This window comes from Achromobacter sp. GQ309 (assembly GCF_059759315.1).
Genome location: NZ_JCAXDP010000002.1, coordinates 822,515 through 840,395, shown reverse-complemented (window position 1 = coordinate 840,395; position 17,881 = coordinate 822,515). Strand labels below are relative to the sequence as shown.

Annotated in this window: 13 protein-coding genes; 9 read left to right on the top strand and 4 right to left on the bottom strand. The window is 66.6% G+C overall.

Annotated elements, in window-relative coordinates; genetic code table 11:
- Window positions 1-198: 198 nt before the first annotated feature.
- From AC6CIE_RS09145 to lpdA, 4 genes are read left to right on the top strand one after another with little or no spacing between them, the layout of a single operon-like run.
- On the top strand, window positions 199-1,431 hold the full coding sequence (locus AC6CIE_RS09145) for a 3-methyl-2-oxobutanoate dehydrogenase (2-methylpropanoyl-transferring) subunit alpha (protein WP_105238419.1): 1,233 nt from the start codon (window positions 199-201) through the stop codon (window positions 1,429-1,431).
- A 2-nt stretch (window positions 1,432-1,433) separates the two neighbouring features.
- Complete coding sequence (locus AC6CIE_RS09140) at window positions 1,434-2,477, top strand: alpha-ketoacid dehydrogenase subunit beta (RefSeq protein WP_175126103.1); 1,044 nt, start codon at window positions 1,434-1,436, stop codon at window positions 2,475-2,477.
- 1 nt (window position 2,478) lies between these two features.
- Window positions 2,479-3,927: a dihydrolipoamide acetyltransferase family protein gene (locus AC6CIE_RS09135; RefSeq protein WP_498092066.1), complete on the top strand. Its 1,449-nt coding sequence runs from the start codon at window positions 2,479-2,481 to the stop codon at window positions 3,925-3,927.
- A gap of 2 nt (window positions 3,928-3,929) precedes the next feature.
- On the top strand, window positions 3,930-5,333 hold the full coding sequence (gene lpdA / locus AC6CIE_RS09130) for a dihydrolipoyl dehydrogenase (protein WP_498092065.1): 1,404 nt from the start codon (window positions 3,930-3,932) through the stop codon (window positions 5,331-5,333).
- A gap of 22 nt (window positions 5,334-5,355) precedes the next feature.
- On the opposite strand, the gene AC6CIE_RS09125 is transcribed toward lpdA, so the two are convergent.
- Window positions 5,356-6,324, bottom strand: a complete 969-nt coding sequence (locus AC6CIE_RS09125; protein WP_498092064.1) for a LysR substrate-binding domain-containing protein — start codon at window positions 6,322-6,324, stop codon at window positions 5,356-5,358.
- Window positions 6,325-6,356: 32 nt separating this feature from the next.
- On the opposite strand from AC6CIE_RS09125, the gene AC6CIE_RS09120 reads away from it, so the two are divergent.
- Window positions 6,357-7,631 carry an amidase gene (locus AC6CIE_RS09120; RefSeq protein ID WP_343738683.1) on the top strand — a complete coding sequence of 425 codons (1,275 nt, stop codon included), beginning with the start codon at window positions 6,357-6,359 and terminating at the stop codon, window positions 7,629-7,631.
- 1 nt (window position 7,632) lies between these two features.
- Window positions 7,633-8,610, top strand: a complete 978-nt coding sequence (locus AC6CIE_RS09115) for a Bug family tripartite tricarboxylate transporter substrate binding protein (RefSeq protein ID WP_286890233.1) — start codon at window positions 7,633-7,635, stop codon at window positions 8,608-8,610.
- A gap of 18 nt (window positions 8,611-8,628) precedes the next feature.
- On the opposite strand, the gene AC6CIE_RS09110 is transcribed toward AC6CIE_RS09115, so the two are convergent.
- Both AC6CIE_RS09110 and argH read right to left on the bottom strand, forming a co-directional pair.
- Window positions 8,629-10,647, bottom strand: coding sequence for a PEP/pyruvate-binding domain-containing protein (locus AC6CIE_RS09110; RefSeq protein ID WP_498092063.1), 2,019 nt, complete (start codon window positions 10,645-10,647; stop codon window positions 8,629-8,631).
- 114 nt (window positions 10,648-10,761) lie between these two features.
- A complete protein-coding gene (argH, locus tag AC6CIE_RS09105; RefSeq protein ID WP_498092061.1) occupies window positions 10,762-12,183 on the bottom strand; it encodes an argininosuccinate lyase in 1,422 nt (473 codons plus the stop codon).
- A gap of 136 nt (window positions 12,184-12,319) precedes the next feature.
- On the opposite strand from argH, the gene AC6CIE_RS09100 reads away from it, so the two are divergent.
- From AC6CIE_RS09100 to AC6CIE_RS09090, 3 genes are all read left to right on the top strand, one after another.
- The gene (locus AC6CIE_RS09100; RefSeq protein WP_175138929.1) at window positions 12,320-13,687 is read left to right on the top strand and encodes a mechanosensitive ion channel family protein; all 1,368 of its coding nucleotides are present in this window, start codon (window positions 12,320-12,322) and stop codon (window positions 13,685-13,687) included.
- Window positions 13,688-13,811: 124 nt separating this feature from the next.
- On the top strand, window positions 13,812-15,878 hold the full coding sequence (locus tag AC6CIE_RS09095) for an NAD(+) synthase (protein ID WP_498092059.1): 2,067 nt from the start codon (window positions 13,812-13,814) through the stop codon (window positions 15,876-15,878).
- Between the two features lie 196 nt (window positions 15,879-16,074).
- A complete protein-coding gene (locus AC6CIE_RS09090) occupies window positions 16,075-16,413 on the top strand; it encodes a P-II family nitrogen regulator (protein ID WP_006386376.1) in 339 nt (112 codons plus the stop codon).
- A 102-nt stretch (window positions 16,414-16,515) separates the two neighbouring features.
- Here the strand turns inward: AC6CIE_RS09090 and gspF are convergent, their stop codons facing one another.
- Window positions 16,516-17,721: a type II secretion system inner membrane protein GspF gene (gene gspF, locus AC6CIE_RS09085; protein ID WP_175126113.1), complete on the bottom strand. Its 1,206-nt coding sequence runs from the start codon at window positions 17,719-17,721 to the stop codon at window positions 16,516-16,518.
- Window positions 17,722-17,881: the final 160 nt, after the last annotated feature.

Below are 17,881 nucleotides of genomic sequence, written 5' to 3'. Positions count from 1 at the left end.
GAAAACCCTCAGTCCAATGCGGCCCCAAAAGGCCGCGCGGCCCGCTCATCGGCCCTGTCCCCTGTGCTAATCTCGTCAACGGCTTTGCCCAAGTATCCCCGGGCGCAAGCCGTCGACGGCAGAGTCCGAGGTCACACGCCTCTGGCAACGCCTTGGTAGGAAGAAAACGCATGACACGATCAAGCGTGGAGACAATACATGAGCCAATATGGGCCGCTGAAGTTGCACGTCCCCGAGCCGACAGGGCGACCGGGTTGCAAGACAGACTTCTCCTATCTGCATCTTTCGCCACCGGGCGAGGTGCCCAAACCCCCCATTGATGTTGCCGCGGTCGACACCGGTCCACTGGCCTACAGCCTGGTCCGCGTCATCGACGAGCACGGCCGCGCCGTCGGCCCGTGGGCGCCTGAGATCAGCCACGACCTGCTGCGCGCCGGCATGCGGGCGATGCTCAAGACGCGCATCTTCGATGGGCGCATGCTGACCGCGCAGCGCAAGAAGAAGATCTCGTTCTACATGCAGAGCCTGGGCGAAGAGGCCATCGGCACCGCCCACGCCATGGCGCTGGAAAAGGGGGATATGTGCTTTCCCACCTATCGCCAGCAAAGCATCCTGTTGTCGCGCGACGTGTCGCTGGTGACGATGATGTGCCAGCTCATGTCCAACGAGCGCGACCCGCTCAAGGGCCGCCAGCTTCCGGTCATGTATTCCGACCGCGAAAACGGCTTCTTCACGATTTCGGGCAACCTGGCCACGCAGTTCATCCAGGCGGTGGGCTGGGCCATGGCCTCGGCCATCAAGGGCGACACCCGCATTGCCTCGGCCTGGATCGGCGACGGCGCCACCGCCGAAGCCGACTTCCATACCGCGCTGACCTTCGCGCACGTCTACCGCGCGCCCGTCATCCTGAACGTGGTCAACAACCAGTGGGCCATCTCCACCTTCCAGGCGATCGCCGGCGGCGAGGGCGCGACCTTCGCGGGCCGCGGCGTGGGCTGCGGCATCGCGTCGCTGCGGGTGGACGGCAACGATTTCCTGGCGGTCTATTCCGCGTCGATCTGGGCCGCCGAACGCGCGCGCCGCAATCTCGGCCCGACGCTGATCGAGTGGGTGACCTACCGGGCCGGTCCGCACTCCACCTCCGACGATCCCACCAAGTACCGTCCTGGTGACGACTGGAGCCACTTCCCCCTGGGCGACCCGATCGAGCGCTTCAAGAAACACCTCATCCTGTTGGGCATCTGGTCCGACGCCGAGCACGACGCGGTCCGCGCCGAACTCGACGCCGAGATCCTGGCGGCCCAGAAGGAAGCCGAGAGCTACGGCACTTTGGTGGACGGCCACGTCCCCAGCGCCGCCAGCATTTTTGAAGACGTGTACAAGGACATGCCGGAGCATCTGCGCCGGCAGCGCCAGCAGCTCGGAGTCTGACCATGGCAATCGATAACAACGCTGGTCCGGCCTCGGCGCCGATGACCATGATCCAGGCTTTGCGCTCGGCCATGGATGTCATGCTTGAGCGCGACAACAACGTCGTGGTGTTCGGGCAGGACGTGGGCTACTTTGGCGGCGTGTTCCGCTGCACCGAAGGACTGCAGGCCAAGTACGGCAGCTCGCGCGTGTTCGACACCCCCATCTCCGAAGGCGGCATCGTCGGCGTGGCGGTGGGCATGGGCGCGTACGGGCTGCGGCCCGTGTGCGAGATCCAGTTCGCCGACTACTTCTATCCGGCCTCGGACCAGATCGTGTCTGAAGCCGCGCGCCTGCGCTACCGCTCGGTGGGCGAGTTCATTGCGCCCATGACCATCCGCATGCCTTGCGGCGGCGGCATCTACGGCGGGCAAACGCACAGCCAGAGCCCCGAGGCCATGTTTACGCAGGTCTGCGGGCTGCGCACGGTGATGCCGTCCAATCCGTACGACGCGAAAGGCCTGCTGATCGCCGCCATCGAGAACGACGATCCGGTGATCTTCCTGGAACCCAAGCGCCTCTACAACGGCCCGTTCGACGGGCACCATGACCGCCCGGTTACGCCGTGGACCGGCCGCCCGGGCAGCGTCGTGCCCACCGGCTACTACACCGTGCCGCTGGAATCGGCCGCCATCGTGCGTCCGGGTTCGGAACTGACGGTGCTGACCTACGGCACCACCGTGCACGTGTCGCTGACCGCGGCCGAAGAGACCGGCATCGACGCCGAGGTCATCGACCTGCGCAGCCTCTGGCCCCTGGATCTGGACGCCATCGTCAACTCGGTCAAGAAGACCGGGCGCTGCGTGGTCGTGCACGAAGCCACGCGCACCTGCGGCTTTGGCGCGGAACTGATTTCCCTGGTGCAGGAACACTGCTTCCATCATCTGGAGGCGCCCGTCGAGCGCGTGACCGGTTGGGACACTCCCTATCCGCACGCGCAGGAGTGGGCGTACTTCCCCGGCCCGCGCCGGGTCGGCGAAGCGTTCAAACGCGCGATGGAGGCATGACATGGGGATTCATATCATCAAGATGCCCGACATCGGCGAAGGCATCGCAGAGGTCGAGCTGGTGGGCTGGCACGTCAAGGTGGGCGACACCGTCGCCGAGGACCAGCCGCTGGCCGACGTCATGACGGACAAGGCCACGGTCGAAATTCCGTCGCCGGTGGTCGGCAAGGTGATTTCGCTGGGCGGGGATGTTGGCCAGGTGATGGCCGTGGGCGGCGAGCTGATCCGGCTGGAAGTCGAAGGCGAAGGGAATGTGAAGGCGGGCGCTGCGGCGGCGCCGGCGGCGAAGGCGGCTGTGCCTGCGGGTGAGGGGATTGCTGCGGACGGGGCGCAGCGGGCAGGCGGTCCGAGTTTGGTGGAAAGTGGCGCTGCGGCGTCTGGCGTAACGACGCCCGGCGTAGCGACGCCCGCAACTTCCACGCCGGCCAAGTCGTCGACCCCGTCATCGGCATCGGCATCCGCGTCCGCATCCACATCCGCGTCCGCATCCGCATCCGGCTCCACGTCGGCGTCGGCCAAGTCGCCGGCAGCACGTCAACCCGGCGGCGCGCCCGCGACCATCCGCCAGCCCGGCGAAAAGCCGCTGGCCTCACCCGCCGTGCGCAAGCGCGCGTGGGATCTGGGCGTCGAACTGCGCTACGTGCAAGGCAGCGGCCCGGCCGGCCGCATCCTGCATGAAGACCTGGACGCCTGGCTGCAAGGGCAGGGCTCGGCCAGCAACGCCCGCGCCGGCTCGGCCTACGCCGAACGCAACGACGAAGACGCCGTGCCCGTCATCGGGCTGCGCAGGAAGATCGCGCAGAAGATGGCCGAATCCAAGCGCCGCATCCCGCACTTCAGCTACGTCGAGGAAATCGACGTGACCGAGCTCGAAGACCTGCGCGTGCAGCTCAACGCCAAATGGGGCGAGCAGCGCGGCAAACTGACGCTGCTGCCGCTTCTGGCCCGCGCAATGGTCGTGGCGCTGCGCGATTTTCCGCAGATCAACGCGCGCTACGACGACGAGGCCGGCGTCGTGACGCGCTACGGCGCGGTGCACATCGGCATCGCCACGCAAAGCGACGGCGGCCTGATGGTGCCGGTGATGCGTCATGCCGAGGCTCGCGATCTCTGGTCCATGGCGGCCGAGATCACGCGGCTGGCGCAGGCGGTGCGCAGCGGCTCGGCCGGGCGCGACGAACTGTCAGGCTCGACCATCACCATCACCAGCCTCGGTCCCTTGGGCGGCATCGTCACCACGCCGGTGATCAATCATCCCGAGGTCGGCATCGTGGGCGTGAACCGCATCGTCGAACGCCCCGCCTTCCGCAATGGCGCCGTGGTGGCGCGCAAGCTGATGAACCTGTCGTCGTCCTTCGACCACCGCGTGGTGGACGGCATGGACGCGGCGCGCTTCATCCAGGCCGTGCGCGCGCTGCTGGAACAACCCGCGCTGCTTTTCGTGGAGTAAGCATGAGCCATATCACAAAGACAACGACATTGCTGGTGATCGGCGGCGGCCCCGGCGGCTACGTGGCCGCCATCCGCGCCGGGCAACTGGGCGTGCCCACCATCCTGGTCGAGGGCGCGCAGTTGGGCGGCACCTGCCTGAACATCGGCTGCATCCCGTCCAAGGCCCTGATCCACGCAGCCGAGGAATTCGACAAGGCGCGTCACTACGCCGGCGAATCGGCGCTGGGCATCGCGGTCGACGCGCCACGCATCGACATCGCCAAGACCGTGGCCTGGAAAGACGGCATCGTCGGCAAGCTGACGGGCGGCGTCGGCGCGCTGCTCAAGAAGAACGGCGTGGAAGTGGTGCGCGGCTGGGCCACGCTGCTGGATGGCAAGACCGCCGAAGTCGAAACGCCTGAGGCGGGCCGCATCCGCATCCAGTGCGAACACCTGCTGCTGGCGGCGGGATCCGAACCCACGCCGCTGCCGTCCATGCCATTCGGCGGAATGGTGGTGTCATCCACCGAGGCGCTGTCGCCCACCAGCATCCCGAAGCAACTGGTCGTGGTGGGCGGCGGCTACATTGGGCTGGAACTCGGCACCGTGTACCGCAAGCTGGGCGCAGAAGTCGCCGTCGTCGAGGCGCAGGACCGCATCCTGCCGACCTACGACGCCGAACTCACCAAGCCCGTCGCGGCCGCGCTAGGCAAGATGGGCGTGGCGCTGCATCTGGGTCGCAAGGTGCTAGGCCTGAACGGCAAGGGCGACGCGGTGCGCGTGCAGGACGCCAGCGGCGCCGAAACGCTGTTGCCCGCCGACCGCGTGCTGATCTCGGTGGGACGCCGCCCGCGCACGCAAGGCTGGGGACTGGAAAGCCTGCAGCTCGATCGCAAAGGCAACGCGTTGCGCATCGACGACCAGTGCCGCACGTCGATGCGCGATGTCTGGGCCATTGGCGACATCGCAGGCGAGCCCATGCTGGCGCACCGCGCGATGGCGCAGGGCGAGATGGTGGCCGAACTGGTGGCGGGCAAGCGCCGCCACTTCCAGCCGGCGTCCATTCCTGCCGTGTGCTTCACGGACCCCGAGGTCGTGGTCGCAGGCCTGTCGCCGCAGGAGGCCGAAAGCGCCGGGCTGGATTGCGTGACGGCGGCATTCCCCTTTGCCGCCAACGGCCGCGCCATGACGCTGGAATCCACCGACGGCTTCGTGCGCGTGGTGGCCCGGCGCGACAACCATCTGATTGTTGGCTGGCAGGCGGTGGGGCGCGCGGTGTCGGAGCTGTCGACGGCGTTCGGGCAGTCGCTGGAAATGGGCGCGACGCTGGAAGACGTGGCGGGCACGATCCACGCGCATCCCACGTTGGGCGAGGCAGTGCAGGAGGCCGCGCTCAAGGCGCTGGGGCACGCGTTGCATATCTAGCGCCCGCCGGAAGGGCTGGCGCTTAGCGGCGTGAGCCGGAATGCGCCAGCGCCGCTGCAAATCCCTCCAGGGCCGGATTGCTTTGGTCCCGCATCGCGGCGAGCACGATCTGCGCTTTTTCGCCTGCGATATCGCGCAGCGGCAAAAAACGCAGCGAATCCGGGCGCATCCGGCTCAAGGATTGGGGCACGATCGCCGGTCCGACGCCGGCCTCCACCAGCGTCAGCAGGGTGGGGATGACGCTTTCCTGCGCGATCAATGGCTTGAGTTGCGCGCGTGCAAAAAGCCGTTGGATCATGCTGCGGAAGTAGGGTGAGATGTCCTGCCGATAGCCCACCATGGGGAACTCCAGAAGCTCCTGCAGCGATACGTCGCGCTGGTTTGCCAGCAGGTGGTCGTGACGCAGCGCCACGCACAGGGGCTCTTCGTGAACGACCGCGGTCTGGATATCGGCGTCCAGCGGGTGCGGACGCATCAGGGCGACATCCACGATTCGCGAACGCAGTGCGGGGTCCATGTCCACCGAGTTCATTTCGCGCAGGTCGATCCGGACTTCCGGGTGCGCGTCGCGGTAGTGGCTAAGCGCCGACACCAGGGGCGAACTGGCGGCGCTGGGCGTGATGCCAATGACGAGCGAGCCGGTCTCGCCGCGCGCCGTACGGCGCGCCTGGCGCAACATCAACTGGGTATCAGCGGAAATCCGCCGCGCTCGCTCGTACATGATCTCGCCGGCGGGCGTCAATTTGACCGAGCGCGTCGTCCGTTCGAACAAGGCCACGCCGACCAGCGTTTCCAGCCGTTTGATCTGCTGGGTGAGCGGCGGCTGTGTCATGAACAGGCGCGCCGCAGCCCGGGCGAAATGCAGTTCCTCGGCCAGCGTGCAAAACAGGACCAGCAATCGGCCGTCCAGGAAGATTAATTCTGATTTCGACATAATTGATGCCAAATTACATATTGGACATGGATTAATTGTATTCCTAAGATTCGGCATCGAAGCTGTTCAGCCGTTTGCTGGAATACACCATGCCTGTCGCACCTTATTCCCCTTCTGTCCAAGCGCTATCTCGTCGCGTCCGCGCGGGCGAGGTGGCACCGCTGGCGGCCGCGCGCGCCAGCTTGAGGGCTATCGGCGAGCAGGACAGCGCCATCCGCGCCTGGTGCCATACGGCGGACCCGGAAGCGCTTGAAGCGCCGGCTGGTATAGAGGGCGTGTTGGCTGGCGTGCCGATCGGGGTCAAGGACGTGATCGACGTGGCGGGCATGCCCACCGGCTTCGGCGTGCCAGACCTGGCCGGCGGCGCTGCCCGGTTCGACGCGTGCTGTGTGGGGATGCTGCGCGCTGCAGGGGCCGTGCCGGTGGGCAAGACGGTGACGGCGGAGTTCGCCTTCAGGACGCCGGGGCCCACACGCAACCCGCATGCGCTGGGACATACACCGGGCGGTTCCTCCAGCGGCTCGGCGGCTGCGGTCGCCGCCGGCATGGTGCCCGCAGCGCTGGGCACGCAGACCGGCGGGTCGATGATCCGGCCTGCGGCATTCTGCGGCGTGGTGGGCTTCAAACCCGGCTTCGGCCAGGTGTTCCGGGATGGCATGAAGCTGACATGCGAATCGCTGGACACCATCGGCTGGTATTCGAACTCCGTCGAGGATGCGGAGGCGATCGCCCAAGTGCTGATCGCCGACGGGCACGCTGACGAGGCGCCGGCGCGGTCGCTGACGATCGCGGTGCAACTGGACAATCCCAATGCCGCGCTGTGCCCGGAAAGCCAGCGGGAAATCGCCCGCGCATGCAAAGCGTGGCATGCGCATGGCGTGCACTGTGAACCCGTGGAATCGGCCGCGGAAACGGTCCTGCTGCTGCGAGCGCACGACATCATCATGCACTACGAGTTTGCGCGCAGCCTGATGCCGGTGGTGGCGCAAATTGGGGATCGCGTGAGTTCGGCCCTGCGGCAGGCCGTGGCGCACGGCCTGGCCATCGGCGCCGGGGAGTACCGCGAAATGCTCGCGGTGCAGGCGTCGCTGCGGCATGGCTGGCGTGCGCGCTATGGCGGCGCGGATCTGATCCTGACGCCCAGCACGCCGGGGCCAGCGCCCAAGGGGCTGAGCCATACAGGCGATGGCGTCTTCAACAAGATCTGGTCGGTGTTGGGATGGCCATGCCTGCACCTGCCGACCGCTTTCAACCGGGCAGGTTTGCCCATTGGCATGCAACTGGTCGGCAATTGGGGAGACGACCGCAGGTTGCTCGCCATGGGCCGACAACTACATCATCTGCTGACACAGCAAGGGGAATGACATGGGGTTCAAGTTACTGAAGCAAGCGCTGGTGGCGCTGTGCGCGGCCGCAGCCGTCTCGGGCGCCGCGCGGGCCGCGGGTGAATACCCCAACCGGCCGGTCAATATCGTCGTGCCCACAGCGGCGGGCGGCACCGTGGATATCGTGGCCCGCATCATGGCCGAAAAACTGGGCCCGGAACTGGGCCAGCCAGTGATCGTGATCAACAAGCCCGGCGCGGGCGGGGTGGTGGGCACCCAGGCGTTTCTGCGTGAGCCTCAAGATGGCTACACCGTGCTGTTCACCGCGAACAGCAACCAGCTGATCGTTCCCTGGGTCTATAAAGACGCAAAGTTTGACCCCATCAAGGATTTCGCGCCGATCGCGGCCGTGGGCGAAGTGCCCAATGTCCTGTGCGTGAATCCGGCGTTTCCGGCGAAGGACATGAATGAATTCATGGCGCTGGTCAAGGCCAGTCCGGATACGTACCCGTACGCCTCGGCGGGGGCGGGCACCTTGAATCACCTGCTGGGCGTCATGCTGAACGAACTTGGCGGACTGCGCATGCAGCATGTTCCGTACCGCGGCGTGTCGCCCGCGATGGCCGACGTCATGGGCAACCAGGTGCCAATGCTTTTCGCCAGCCTGCCGTCCGCATTGGAGAGCATCAAAGCCGGCAAGCTGCGCGCGCTGGGCGTCAGCAGCGCCGCAAGAAACCCGCTGTTGCCCGATGTCCCCGCCATCAATGAGTTCATTCCCGGTTTTACGGGTGACCTGTGGGTGGCATTCTATGGCGCGAAGGATGTGCCCGAGAGCGCAGTCGCCCGGCTACATCAGGCGATCCGCAAGGTCATGGCCGATCCCGCTCTGAAAACGAAATTCGATCAGTTGGGGGTCACGATGATGCACGACGGCCCGGCGGAGCTGGCCGCTCGCCAACAGGCTGAATTCATGCAATGGAAGCAGATTGTGCAGGCGTCGGGCGCCGCGCCGGACTGATCTGGTATTTGTGATGCATTACCGGCCGCCGTCAATGTACGGCCGCGCCTGCAGGATCAGGATCTCATCGCCTTGCACGGCCCATTCGATGTCCTGGTCCGCATTTCCCAGCCACTTCTTCACCTGCCGTCCCACGGCGGCCAGGCGCGCGACCAGCGCGTCATTCAGCACCTGCCTGGCGCCCTCGATGGGCACTTCTCGTACGCCGCCACTTGCAGCGGCCACGAGCTGCGTGTCCTCGGCCGATCGGCTCAGCACCTGTACGGCCTTGGACCAGCTTGAATACATGACCTGCTCGGCCTGGCGCTTGCCTTCCACCACCTTGATGCCCAGCCCGCGCTTGGCGGACAAGTACGTGACATGGCGGCGTGAGGCGTCGAAGGGATCGCGCGTGATCATGACGCCCGAACTGTCCGACGCCGCGGCCAGTTGCACCAGCACGGCCATGACCACCGCGTCCTGGTTGAAGCCCGCGGCGCGGCGCGCTTCGTAGGCCTCGAAGTTGTAGACCGACGCCCACACCGTCTGCACGGCCCGGGCCAGCGCGTCGGCCTGCGTGACGTTCGGCACGGTGGTGTACAGGCCCGCACCGCTGAAGCCCGGCAGGTCTTCGGAATTGGACGAGCTGCGCACGAAGACGCCGCGGCCGCCCAGCTGCTTTTTCCAGCGGGCGAGCCAGTCGGCGGACAGCGCATCGGGCGGTGCGTCGGCGATGTCCTGGCGCAGCTTGGCCAGTTCCGCGCGCCGCACATTGGCGTCGGACGCGAAGTCGGCCCGTTGTTCCAGCGCCGCCAAGCGGGCAGGCACGCCCAGCTTGTCCATGAACGCCGCGTACTGGGCAAATGGAATGCAGAAGCCGTCCGGCACGCTGGCCGCGGGCGGCAGCACGGACTTCAACGCGCCCAGGTTCGCCGCCTTGACGCCGCAATAGCGGCTGTCGCGCGTGGTCATGCCAGACAGCGGCTTGACGGCGCGCACCGACAGATCGGGTTTGGGTAGCGGCGTGGCGGCTTTTGCGGGCGTCGTTGCCGCTTGGTTGGCATTGACCGCAGGCTGTGCAATGCGTTGCACCCTATAGCCGTTGTTTTCCACGGTCAGCTCGACCCACTGGCCGTCATGCTCGTGCAACGCCGCCACGGCGTCCCGCACATAGGCATTGGGAATGCGCCAGCCCTTGGCCAGCAGGTTCACGTGCGAGAGCAGGGTCGACGGCCGCTGCGTGACCAGTCCGGCCACGGGCGTCAGCGCGACGGGCACCTCGTCCAGCACCACAATGTCGGTGGGCGACAGGTCAGGCGTCTCGTCCACGGATTTGACGATGCGCAGCCGGCCCTGCGCGCGCCCCGTATTCAGCGGCAGGAAGGTCTGCTCGCGCAGCAGCGCCTCTTGCGTGACAACATCCATCCCGGCGCGCTGCGCCGTCTGCTCCTGCAAGGTGGAGTTGCTCTTGAAACGCAGCGGTTCGTAGAACGTGGCCGCCAGCCGCTGCGCGGTCAGGGTCAGCAGTTCCGGCGTCAGCAGATCGCCTTCCCAGAATTCAAACGTGTAGCCCGGCAGGCCGTTCTGCCAGCTCAGCGTGCCGAACAGCAGACGCCGGTTCGGATCCTTGTACTGCGCGATCAGCTTGGCCTTGTCGGACAGCAGACGCCGCTCACGCGCGAACGTCTCGTGCAGCCCATACCGGGGCGTGTGCAGGTAATAGATGCGATCCGCGCGCTGGCGGTCGATGACAAAAAGCACATGCGGAATCTCAAGCGGCGTGCCGGCGTTGTAGACCCGCGCCAGTTGATCGAATTCGGTCCGGGTCTGGATCTTCCCCAGGAACCGCGGGCCTCCCCAACGCGCGTCCTCCGCCTTGCGCGCCTCGACCTCGTCGGGGCGCAGGGGGCGGCCGTTTTCGTAGGGGGAGGGTTTGCGGGCGGTTTGGGCGTGGGCTGGCGGCACACCGACGCCAGCCAGCAGCGCGGAAGCGGCCAGTACAGCCACGGACATGCGTAGCGGAGCAAAAGGCTTGAGCGGCACGCGCGCGAGGGACATGGTCTGGGGGACAGAACGGCGAAGGCGCCATCATATCGGCTCGCCGCGCTGCAGAAAACAACAAGGCCCCCAAAAAAGGGGGCCTTGCAGTCAAGCTACTACCCGCAGCGGCAATCAGCCTTCCGCCGTTTCCGCCAGAACGCGCTGGGCTTCTTCAGCCACGCGCTCCGGAGCGGTGCCGCCCACATGCTTGCGCGCGGCAACCGAACCTTCCAGCGTCAGCACCTGATGCACGTCTTCGCTGATGCTGGGGTGGTAGGCCGTGAGTTCGGCGGTGGACAGGTCGGCCAGATCGCAGCCGCGCTGTTCGCAATCCCGCACGGCGTGGGCCACGACTTCGTGGGCGTCGCGGAAGGGCACCCCGCGCTTGACCAGGTAGTCGGCCAGATCGGTGGCGGTGGCAAAGCCTTGCAGCGCAGCGGCGCGCATGTTGTCGGCCTTGACCTTGATGCCGCCGGCCATGTCCGCGAAGATCGTCAGCGTGTCGCGCAGCGTGTCGGCGGTGTCGAACAGGCCTTCCTTGTCTTCCTGGTTGTCCTTGTTGTAGGCCAGGGGCTGGCCCTTCATCAGGGTCAGCAGGGCGACCAGATTGCCGTTGACGCGGCCGGTCTTGCCGCGGGCAAGCTCAGGCACGTCGGGGTTCTTTTTCTGCGGCATGATCGAACTGCCGGTGCAGAAGCGGTCGGCCAGGTCGATGAAGCCCACGCGCGGGCTCATCCAGAGCACCAGCTCTTCGGACAGGCGCGAGACGTGCGTCATGATCAGCGCGCCGGCGGCGCAGAATTCGATGGCGAAGTCGCGGTCGGAGACGGCGTCCAGCGAATTGCGGCACACGCCTTCAAAACCCAGGGTCTTGGCGACGCGTTCGCGGTCGATGGGGAACGACGTGCCGGCCAGGGCGGCGGCGCCCAGCGGCAGGCGGTTCACGCGGCGGCGGCAATCGGCCAGGCGCTCGGCGTCACGGCCGAACATTTCGGCGTACGCCAGCAGGTGATGGCCGAAGGTGACGGGCTGGGCCACTTGCAGGTGCGTGAAGCCCGGCATGATGGTGCCGGCGTTTTCCAGCGCGACCGTGGCCAGCGCGTGGCGCAGCTGGCGCAGCAAGATCTGCAGCGTGTCGATTTCGTCACGGAGCCACAGACGGATGTCGGTGGCGACCTGGTCGTTGCGCGAACGGCCGGTGTGCAGGCGCTTGCCCGCGTCGCCCACCAGTTCCACCAGGCGCTTTTCGATGTTCAGGTGGACGTCTTCCAGGTCGAGCAGCCACTGGAACGAGCCGGCGTCGATTTCGGACAGGATCTGGGTCATGCCGCGCTGGATGTCGGCCAGATCCTGGGCGCCGATGATGCCCTGGGCGGCCAGCATGTCCGCGTGCGCGAGCGAGCCCTGGATGTCGTGGCGCGCCAGGCGCTTGTCGAAATCCACGGACGCCGTGTAGCGTTTGACGAGTTCGGAAACCGGCTCGGAGAACCGGGCGGACCAGGCCTGCGCCTTGTTGGCGAACTGGTTTTGATCGGGGGAGGGAGTCTTTGCCATGATGGCCGGGATTATAGGGCCTCGCGCCGCGCCGGGTAATGCCGGGGCCGGATATGCGGGGCCGGAACCCGCGGACAGGGCGAGTTGTCGGATAATCCCCGGTTAGTTTCAAGACCTGAAAAGCGAGTACGGATCCATGCCCCTGGAATGGGAAGAGCTAGTCACCCAACTTGATACCCACATGCCGCGGGAGATCTGGGCGCAGACGCTGATCGGGATCGGCGTGCTTATCCTGACCGCGTTGTTCGTGCAGTGGGTCGTCGCCCGCGTCGTCCTCTTGCTGGCCCACCGGCTGCTGGTCGCCAGCGGCCGCGTCGACTGGGACAAGGCGCTGCAGCGCCGCCGGGCGTATCAGAACCTTTGGTACGCCGTGCCGTTTGCAGTGGTGTCCGTGGGCATCGACCTGGTGCCCCATGCCGAACGGGCGGTCAGCATCGTCGGCCGGCTGGCGCACGCGGGCGCCTGGATCTGCGTGTTCATTGCGTTTTCGGGCGTGCTGAGCGCCTGGCAGGACACCTATTCGGCCACGACCCGCGCGCAGACCCGCTCCATCAAGGGCTACATCCAGATTGGCAAGCTGATTCTTGCGGCGGTATGCACCGTTCTGGTGCTTTCCATCCTGATCGACCGGTCGCCGTTGTGGATGATCTCGGGCCTGGGCGCGCTGTCCGCGGTACTGCTGCTGGTGTTCAAGGACACGCTGCTGTCGCTGGTGGCCAGCACGCAGCTCACCAGCAACGACATGCTGCGCATCGGCGACTGGATCGAGATGCCGCAATGCAACGCCGACGGCTTCGTCAAGGACATCGCCCTGCATACCGTCAAGGTGCAGAACTGGGACAACACCGTCACCACGGTGCCGACCTACAAGCTGTTCTCGGAAAGCTACCGCAACTACCGGCATATGTTCGAATCGGGCGGCCGGCGCATCAAGCGCACCATCCGCATCGACGCCGCCAGCGTGCGATTCCTGGCCGACGACGAGCCGCAGCGCCTGATGAAGTTCCGGCTGCTGCACGACTACCTGCAGACCAAGACCCAGGACATCGTCCAGGCCAACCAGACGCTGGGCGAACTGGCCAGCGTGCCGGCCAACCGGCGCCGGCTGACCAACATCGGCACGCTGCGCGCCTACGCGCTGGCTTACCTGAAGCAGAATCCCGAGATCCGCCAGGACATGGCGATGATGGTGCGCATGATGGAGCCCACGTCCGAGGGCATTCCGGTAGAGGTCTATTGCTTTACCGCCGTGACCGCCTGGGTCGAATACGAACGCATCCAGGGCGACGTCTTCGACCATCTCCTGGCGATCCTGCCGGAACTGGGCCTGCGCCTGTACCAGCAGCCGTCCGGGGCGGACATCGGCGCGATGGGCAGTTACCTGCGCGACAGCGCCATCCAGGCGGCGCTGTCCGCCGAGCGCGACCGGCAGGGGCCTGTCGTGGACGGCGACGCGGCCCTGCCGTTCGAGCGGGGGCTGACGGACGGCAAGATGCCGCGCTAGGGACAAGGGTGCGGAGGCACGCCGCCGCCAGAGGGCCGTGAGATAATCCGGCGGTTGTTTCCAGGGCCTACGAACTCCCGGGCCCCAGGCAAAACCCCCAGCGAAACTCCAGGCGAAATCCCCGATGTCGAACCCGTTCTTCAACCTGTATTCCCACGGCTTCGCCCGGGTCGCGGTCGGCGTGCCCGAGTGCCGGGTCGCCGATCCCGCCTTCAACGCCGCGCAGACGATTGCGCTGGCGCAGCAGGCCGCCCAGGGCGGCGCGGTGCTGGCGGCGTTTCCCGAACTGGGCCTGTCGGCCTACACCTGCGACGACCTCTTTCACCAGAAGGCCCTGCTGGACGCCTGCGAAGCCGCGCTGGCGCAAGTGGTCGAGGCCACGGCCGATCTGGATATCGCCATCGTCGTCGGCGCGCCGTTGCGTGTTGCCCACCAGTTGTTCAACTGCGCCGTGGTGGCGGCCGGCGGACGCATTCTCGGGGTGGTGCCCAAGACCTATCTGCCCAATTACGGCGAGTTCTACGAAGCCCGCCAGTTCAGCGCCGCCGATTGCGCCATCGACGCGCAGATCGACCTGCTGGGCCAGACGGTCCCGTTTGGCGCCGAACTGCTGTTCCAAATGGAAAAGCTGCCGCTGTTCCAGTTCCACGTCGAAATCTGCGAAGACGTCTGGGTGCCGATTCCCCCGTCGTCGTTTGCCGCGCTGGCCGGCGCCACGGTGCTGGTCAACCTGTCGGCCTCCAACATCGTCGTCGGCAAGTCCGCATACCGCCACCAGTTGGTCTCGCAGCAGTCGGCGCGCTGCCTGTCGGCCTATATGTACACGTCGGCCGGGCGGGGCGAATCCTCGACGGATCTGGCGTGGGACGGCCAGGCGCTCATCTATGAAAACGGCGAACTGCTGGCCGAATCCGAACGCTTCCTGAACCATTCCCATCTGCTGTTCTCGGACGTCGACCTGGAACGCCTGTCGCGCGAGCGCATGCGCCAGAGCACCTTCGGCCAGTCGGTGCGCCGCCATCAGGACGAGGTGCGCAAGTTCCGCCGCGTGGCGGTGCCGGTGAATCCGCCGCTGGAAGACACCGAACTGCCGCTCGAACGCCGCGTGGCGCGCTTCCCGTATGTGCCGGCCGACCCACAGCGCCGCGACGCGCGCTGCCAGGAGGTCTACAACATCCAGGTGCAGGCGCTGGCGCAGCGGCTGTCCGCCAGCGGCATGAAGAAGGTGGTCATCGGCATTTCGGGCGGGCTGGATTCCACGCACGCGCTGCTGGTCTGCGCCAAGGCCATGGACGCGCTGGACCTGCCGCGCTCAAACATCCTAGCCGTCACGATGCCGGGCTTTGCCACCAGCACCCGCACGCTGCAGCAGGCGCGCCGCCTGATGGCGGTGGTGGGCTGCACGGCGTCCGAAATCGATATCCGCCCCAGCTGCCTGCAGATGCTCAAAGACCTGGGCCATCCCTATGCCAACGGCGAACCGGTCTACGACATCACGTTCGAGAACGTGCAGGCGGGCGAGCGCACCAACCACCTGTTCCGCCTGGCCAACTTCAGCAACGCCATCGTCATTGGCACCGGCGACCTGAGCGAGCTTGCCCTGGGTTGGTGCACGTACGGCGTGGGCGATCACATGTCGCACTACAGCGTGAACGCCAGCGTGCCCAAGACGCTGATCACGCACCTGGTGCGCTGGGTCGCCGAATCGGGTCGTCTGGGCGACGACGGCGCGCAGGTGCTGCTGGACGTGCTGGGCACGGACGTCAGCCCCGAGCTGGTGCCGGGGGGCGCGGACGACAAGCCCGAGCAAAAGAGCGAAGCGTCCATCGGTCCTTATGAATTGCAGGATTTCAACCTGTACTACACGCTGCGCTACGGCTTTGCGCCGACCAAGGTCGCGTTCCTGTCGTGGACGGCCTGGCGCGACCGCGAGGCCGGCGCCTGGCCCGAAGCCGGGCACGTGGCCCGCAACCAGTACGATCTGGCCGCTATCAAGCGCAACTTGAAGATCTTCCTGGACAAATTCTTCCGGACCAGCCAGTTCAAGCGCACCTGCATCCCGAACGCGCCGAAGGTGGGTTCCGGCGGTTCGCTGTCGCCGCGCGGCGACTGGCGCGCGCCCAGTGACTCGGAATCGGTGGTCTGGATGCGCGAGGCCGACACCATTCCCGACGAGACGCCCAAGGGCTGACGGCGTTGCCGCGCACCAAGTTGGGGCGGCGGCAAGCGGGGCGCGCTGCGGGGCAGGGCCAGCGCGCGTTTCTCCGGAGCCGCAGCCGCGCCTGCCCGGTGTTATTCTCTTAACCATTGCGCCCGGCGCCCGCCCGACAAGACGATCGGCAGCGCGGCAGGGCGACGCAACACATCAAAAACCCAGGACGACCAACGTGAAACAAGTCACCGCCATCATCAAACCCTTCAAGCTCGACGAAGTCCGCGAGGCGCTGGCGGAAGTCGGCGTCAGCGGGCTGACCGTCACCGAAGTCAAGGGATTCGGCCGCCAGAAGGGCCACACCGAACTCTATCGCGGCGCCGAATACGTGGTCGACTTCCTGCCCAAGATCCGCGTTGAGGTCGTCTTGCCGGACGACCAGGTCGAAGCCGCCATCGAAGCGGTCGTCAAGGCCGCGCGCACCGGCAAGATCGGCGACGGCAAAATCTTCGTGACCCCGGTGGAGCAGGCCATCCGCATCCGCACCGGCGAGAGCGACGAAGAGGCGCTCTGATTCCTGTATTTCGCGGGCCGCGCCATGGTGCGGCCCGTATCCATTCGGGTCGCATCGATTTGACCCGTACCCCTGCCGCCCGTATTTCCGCGGCCCGCATCCCTACCTGATCAACTGGTTCATCTCCAGGATCGGCATCATCACCGCCAGCACGATCAGCAGGACAAATCCCCCCATCAGCAATATCAGCGCCGGCTCCAACAGCGCCGTCATCGCCATCGCGCGCCGTTCCAGGTCGCGCGACAGGTTCTGCGCGCCGCGGTCCAACAGCTCGGGCAGGCGGCCGGTCTTTTCGCCGCTGGCGATCAGGTGCACCAGCAGCGACGGAAAGACCTTCTGCGCGCCGAGCGATGACGACAGCGCAGCGCCTTCGCGCACCCGCGCGGCGGCTTCGTCCACCGCCAGGCGCAGCACATCGTTGCTGAGCGTGCGGCGCGCCGCCTCCAGCGCGGTCAGCAGGGCCACGCCGCTGCCCGACAGGATGGCAAGCGTGGACGCGAAGCGCGCGGCATTCACGCCCAGCACGAATCGACCGGCCAGCGGCAGCCGCAGCACGCGCGCATGCCAGGCCCGCCGCGCGGCCGGCGCGCGCAGCGTGTAGCGCCACAACGCGATGACCGCGACGATGGCGATGCCGGTCACGGCGCCCCATTCGCGCACGTAGTCCGAAAGGCCCAGCATCACGCGCGTCAGCAGCGGCAGTTCCTGCTTGGCCTGGCTGAAGGCCGACACCACCTGCGGCACCACATAGCCCAGCAGGAAGATGACGATGACCACCGACACGCTGGCCACCACCGCCGGGTAGATGAACGCCGTCATGACCTTGCTGCGCAGGGTGTTGCGTTCCTCGATGTAGTCGGCCAGCTTTTCCATCACCTGCGCCAGGTCGCCCGATTCCTCGCCCGCGCCGATCAGCGCGCGGTAGATCTCGGGAAAGTCGCGCGGCCGCGAGGCCAATGCGGCCGACAGGCGATGGCCGGCGCGTACGTCGTCGCGCACGCCGCCTAACGTGGCGGCGATGTGCTTTTTTTCGGCCTGTTCGAGCGTGGCGCTGAGCGCCGCATCCAGCGGCAGCCGCGCGGCCAGCAGGCTGGCGAGCTGGCGTGTCAGCCACGCAAGGTCCGCGTCCGACAGGCGCGTGCGCAGCGCCGCGCCCATGCCTTCGGCGCGCGCCGCCAGCGAGGTCGACAGCGGCAACAGACCACGCCCGCGCAACTGGTTGCGGGCGCCGCGCTCGGAGTCGGCGTCGATCGTGCCGCGCACGATTTTGCCGAGCGCGTCGGTGGCTTCATAGCGAAAGGAAGGCATGACTGTAATAAAGCGGAAGCACCTGCCGAAATCGCCAAGAGCCCCGAATTTAAAGGGTTTCCAGCCCGTTACCTTGCCTTGGAAATATGACCGTAGTGTTGCAGTCACACCCCGTATACTCCGACGCGCTTTCCCGTTTTCTCAAACGATTTCACGTCTC

Bases quoted from the DNA above. Each gene is read 5' to 3' on its own strand.
- AC6CIE_RS09145 (WP_105238419.1), top strand. From the start codon at position 199: ATGAGCCAATATGGGCCGCTGAAGTTGCACGTCCCCGAGCCGACAGGG.
- AC6CIE_RS09120 (WP_343738683.1), top strand. From the start codon at position 6,357: ATGCCTGTCGCACCTTATTCCCCTTCTGTCCAAGCGCTATCTCGTCGC.
- AC6CIE_RS09125 (WP_498092064.1), bottom strand. From the start codon at position 6,324: ATGCCGAATCTTAGGAATACAATTAATCCATGTCCAATATGTAATTTG.
- AC6CIE_RS09140 (WP_175126103.1), top strand. From the start codon at position 1,434: ATGGCAATCGATAACAACGCTGGTCCGGCCTCGGCGCCGATGACCATG.
- AC6CIE_RS09095 (WP_498092059.1), top strand. From the start codon at position 13,812: ATGTCGAACCCGTTCTTCAACCTGTATTCCCACGGCTTCGCCCGGGTC.
- lpdA (WP_498092065.1), top strand. From the start codon at position 3,930: ATGAGCCATATCACAAAGACAACGACATTGCTGGTGATCGGCGGCGGC.
- AC6CIE_RS09135 (WP_498092066.1), top strand. From the start codon at position 2,479: ATGGGGATTCATATCATCAAGATGCCCGACATCGGCGAAGGCATCGCA.
- gspF (WP_175126113.1), bottom strand. From the start codon at position 17,721: ATGCCTTCCTTTCGCTATGAAGCCACCGACGCGCTCGGCAAAATCGTG.
- AC6CIE_RS09110 (WP_498092063.1), bottom strand. From the start codon at position 10,647: ATGTCCCTCGCGCGCGTGCCGCTCAAGCCTTTTGCTCCGCTACGCATG.
- AC6CIE_RS09100 (WP_175138929.1), top strand. From the start codon at position 12,320: ATGCCCCTGGAATGGGAAGAGCTAGTCACCCAACTTGATACCCACATG.
- AC6CIE_RS09115 (WP_286890233.1), top strand. From the start codon at position 7,633: ATGGGGTTCAAGTTACTGAAGCAAGCGCTGGTGGCGCTGTGCGCGGCC.
- argH (WP_498092061.1), bottom strand. From the start codon at position 12,183: ATGGCAAAGACTCCCTCCCCCGATCAAAACCAGTTCGCCAACAAGGCG.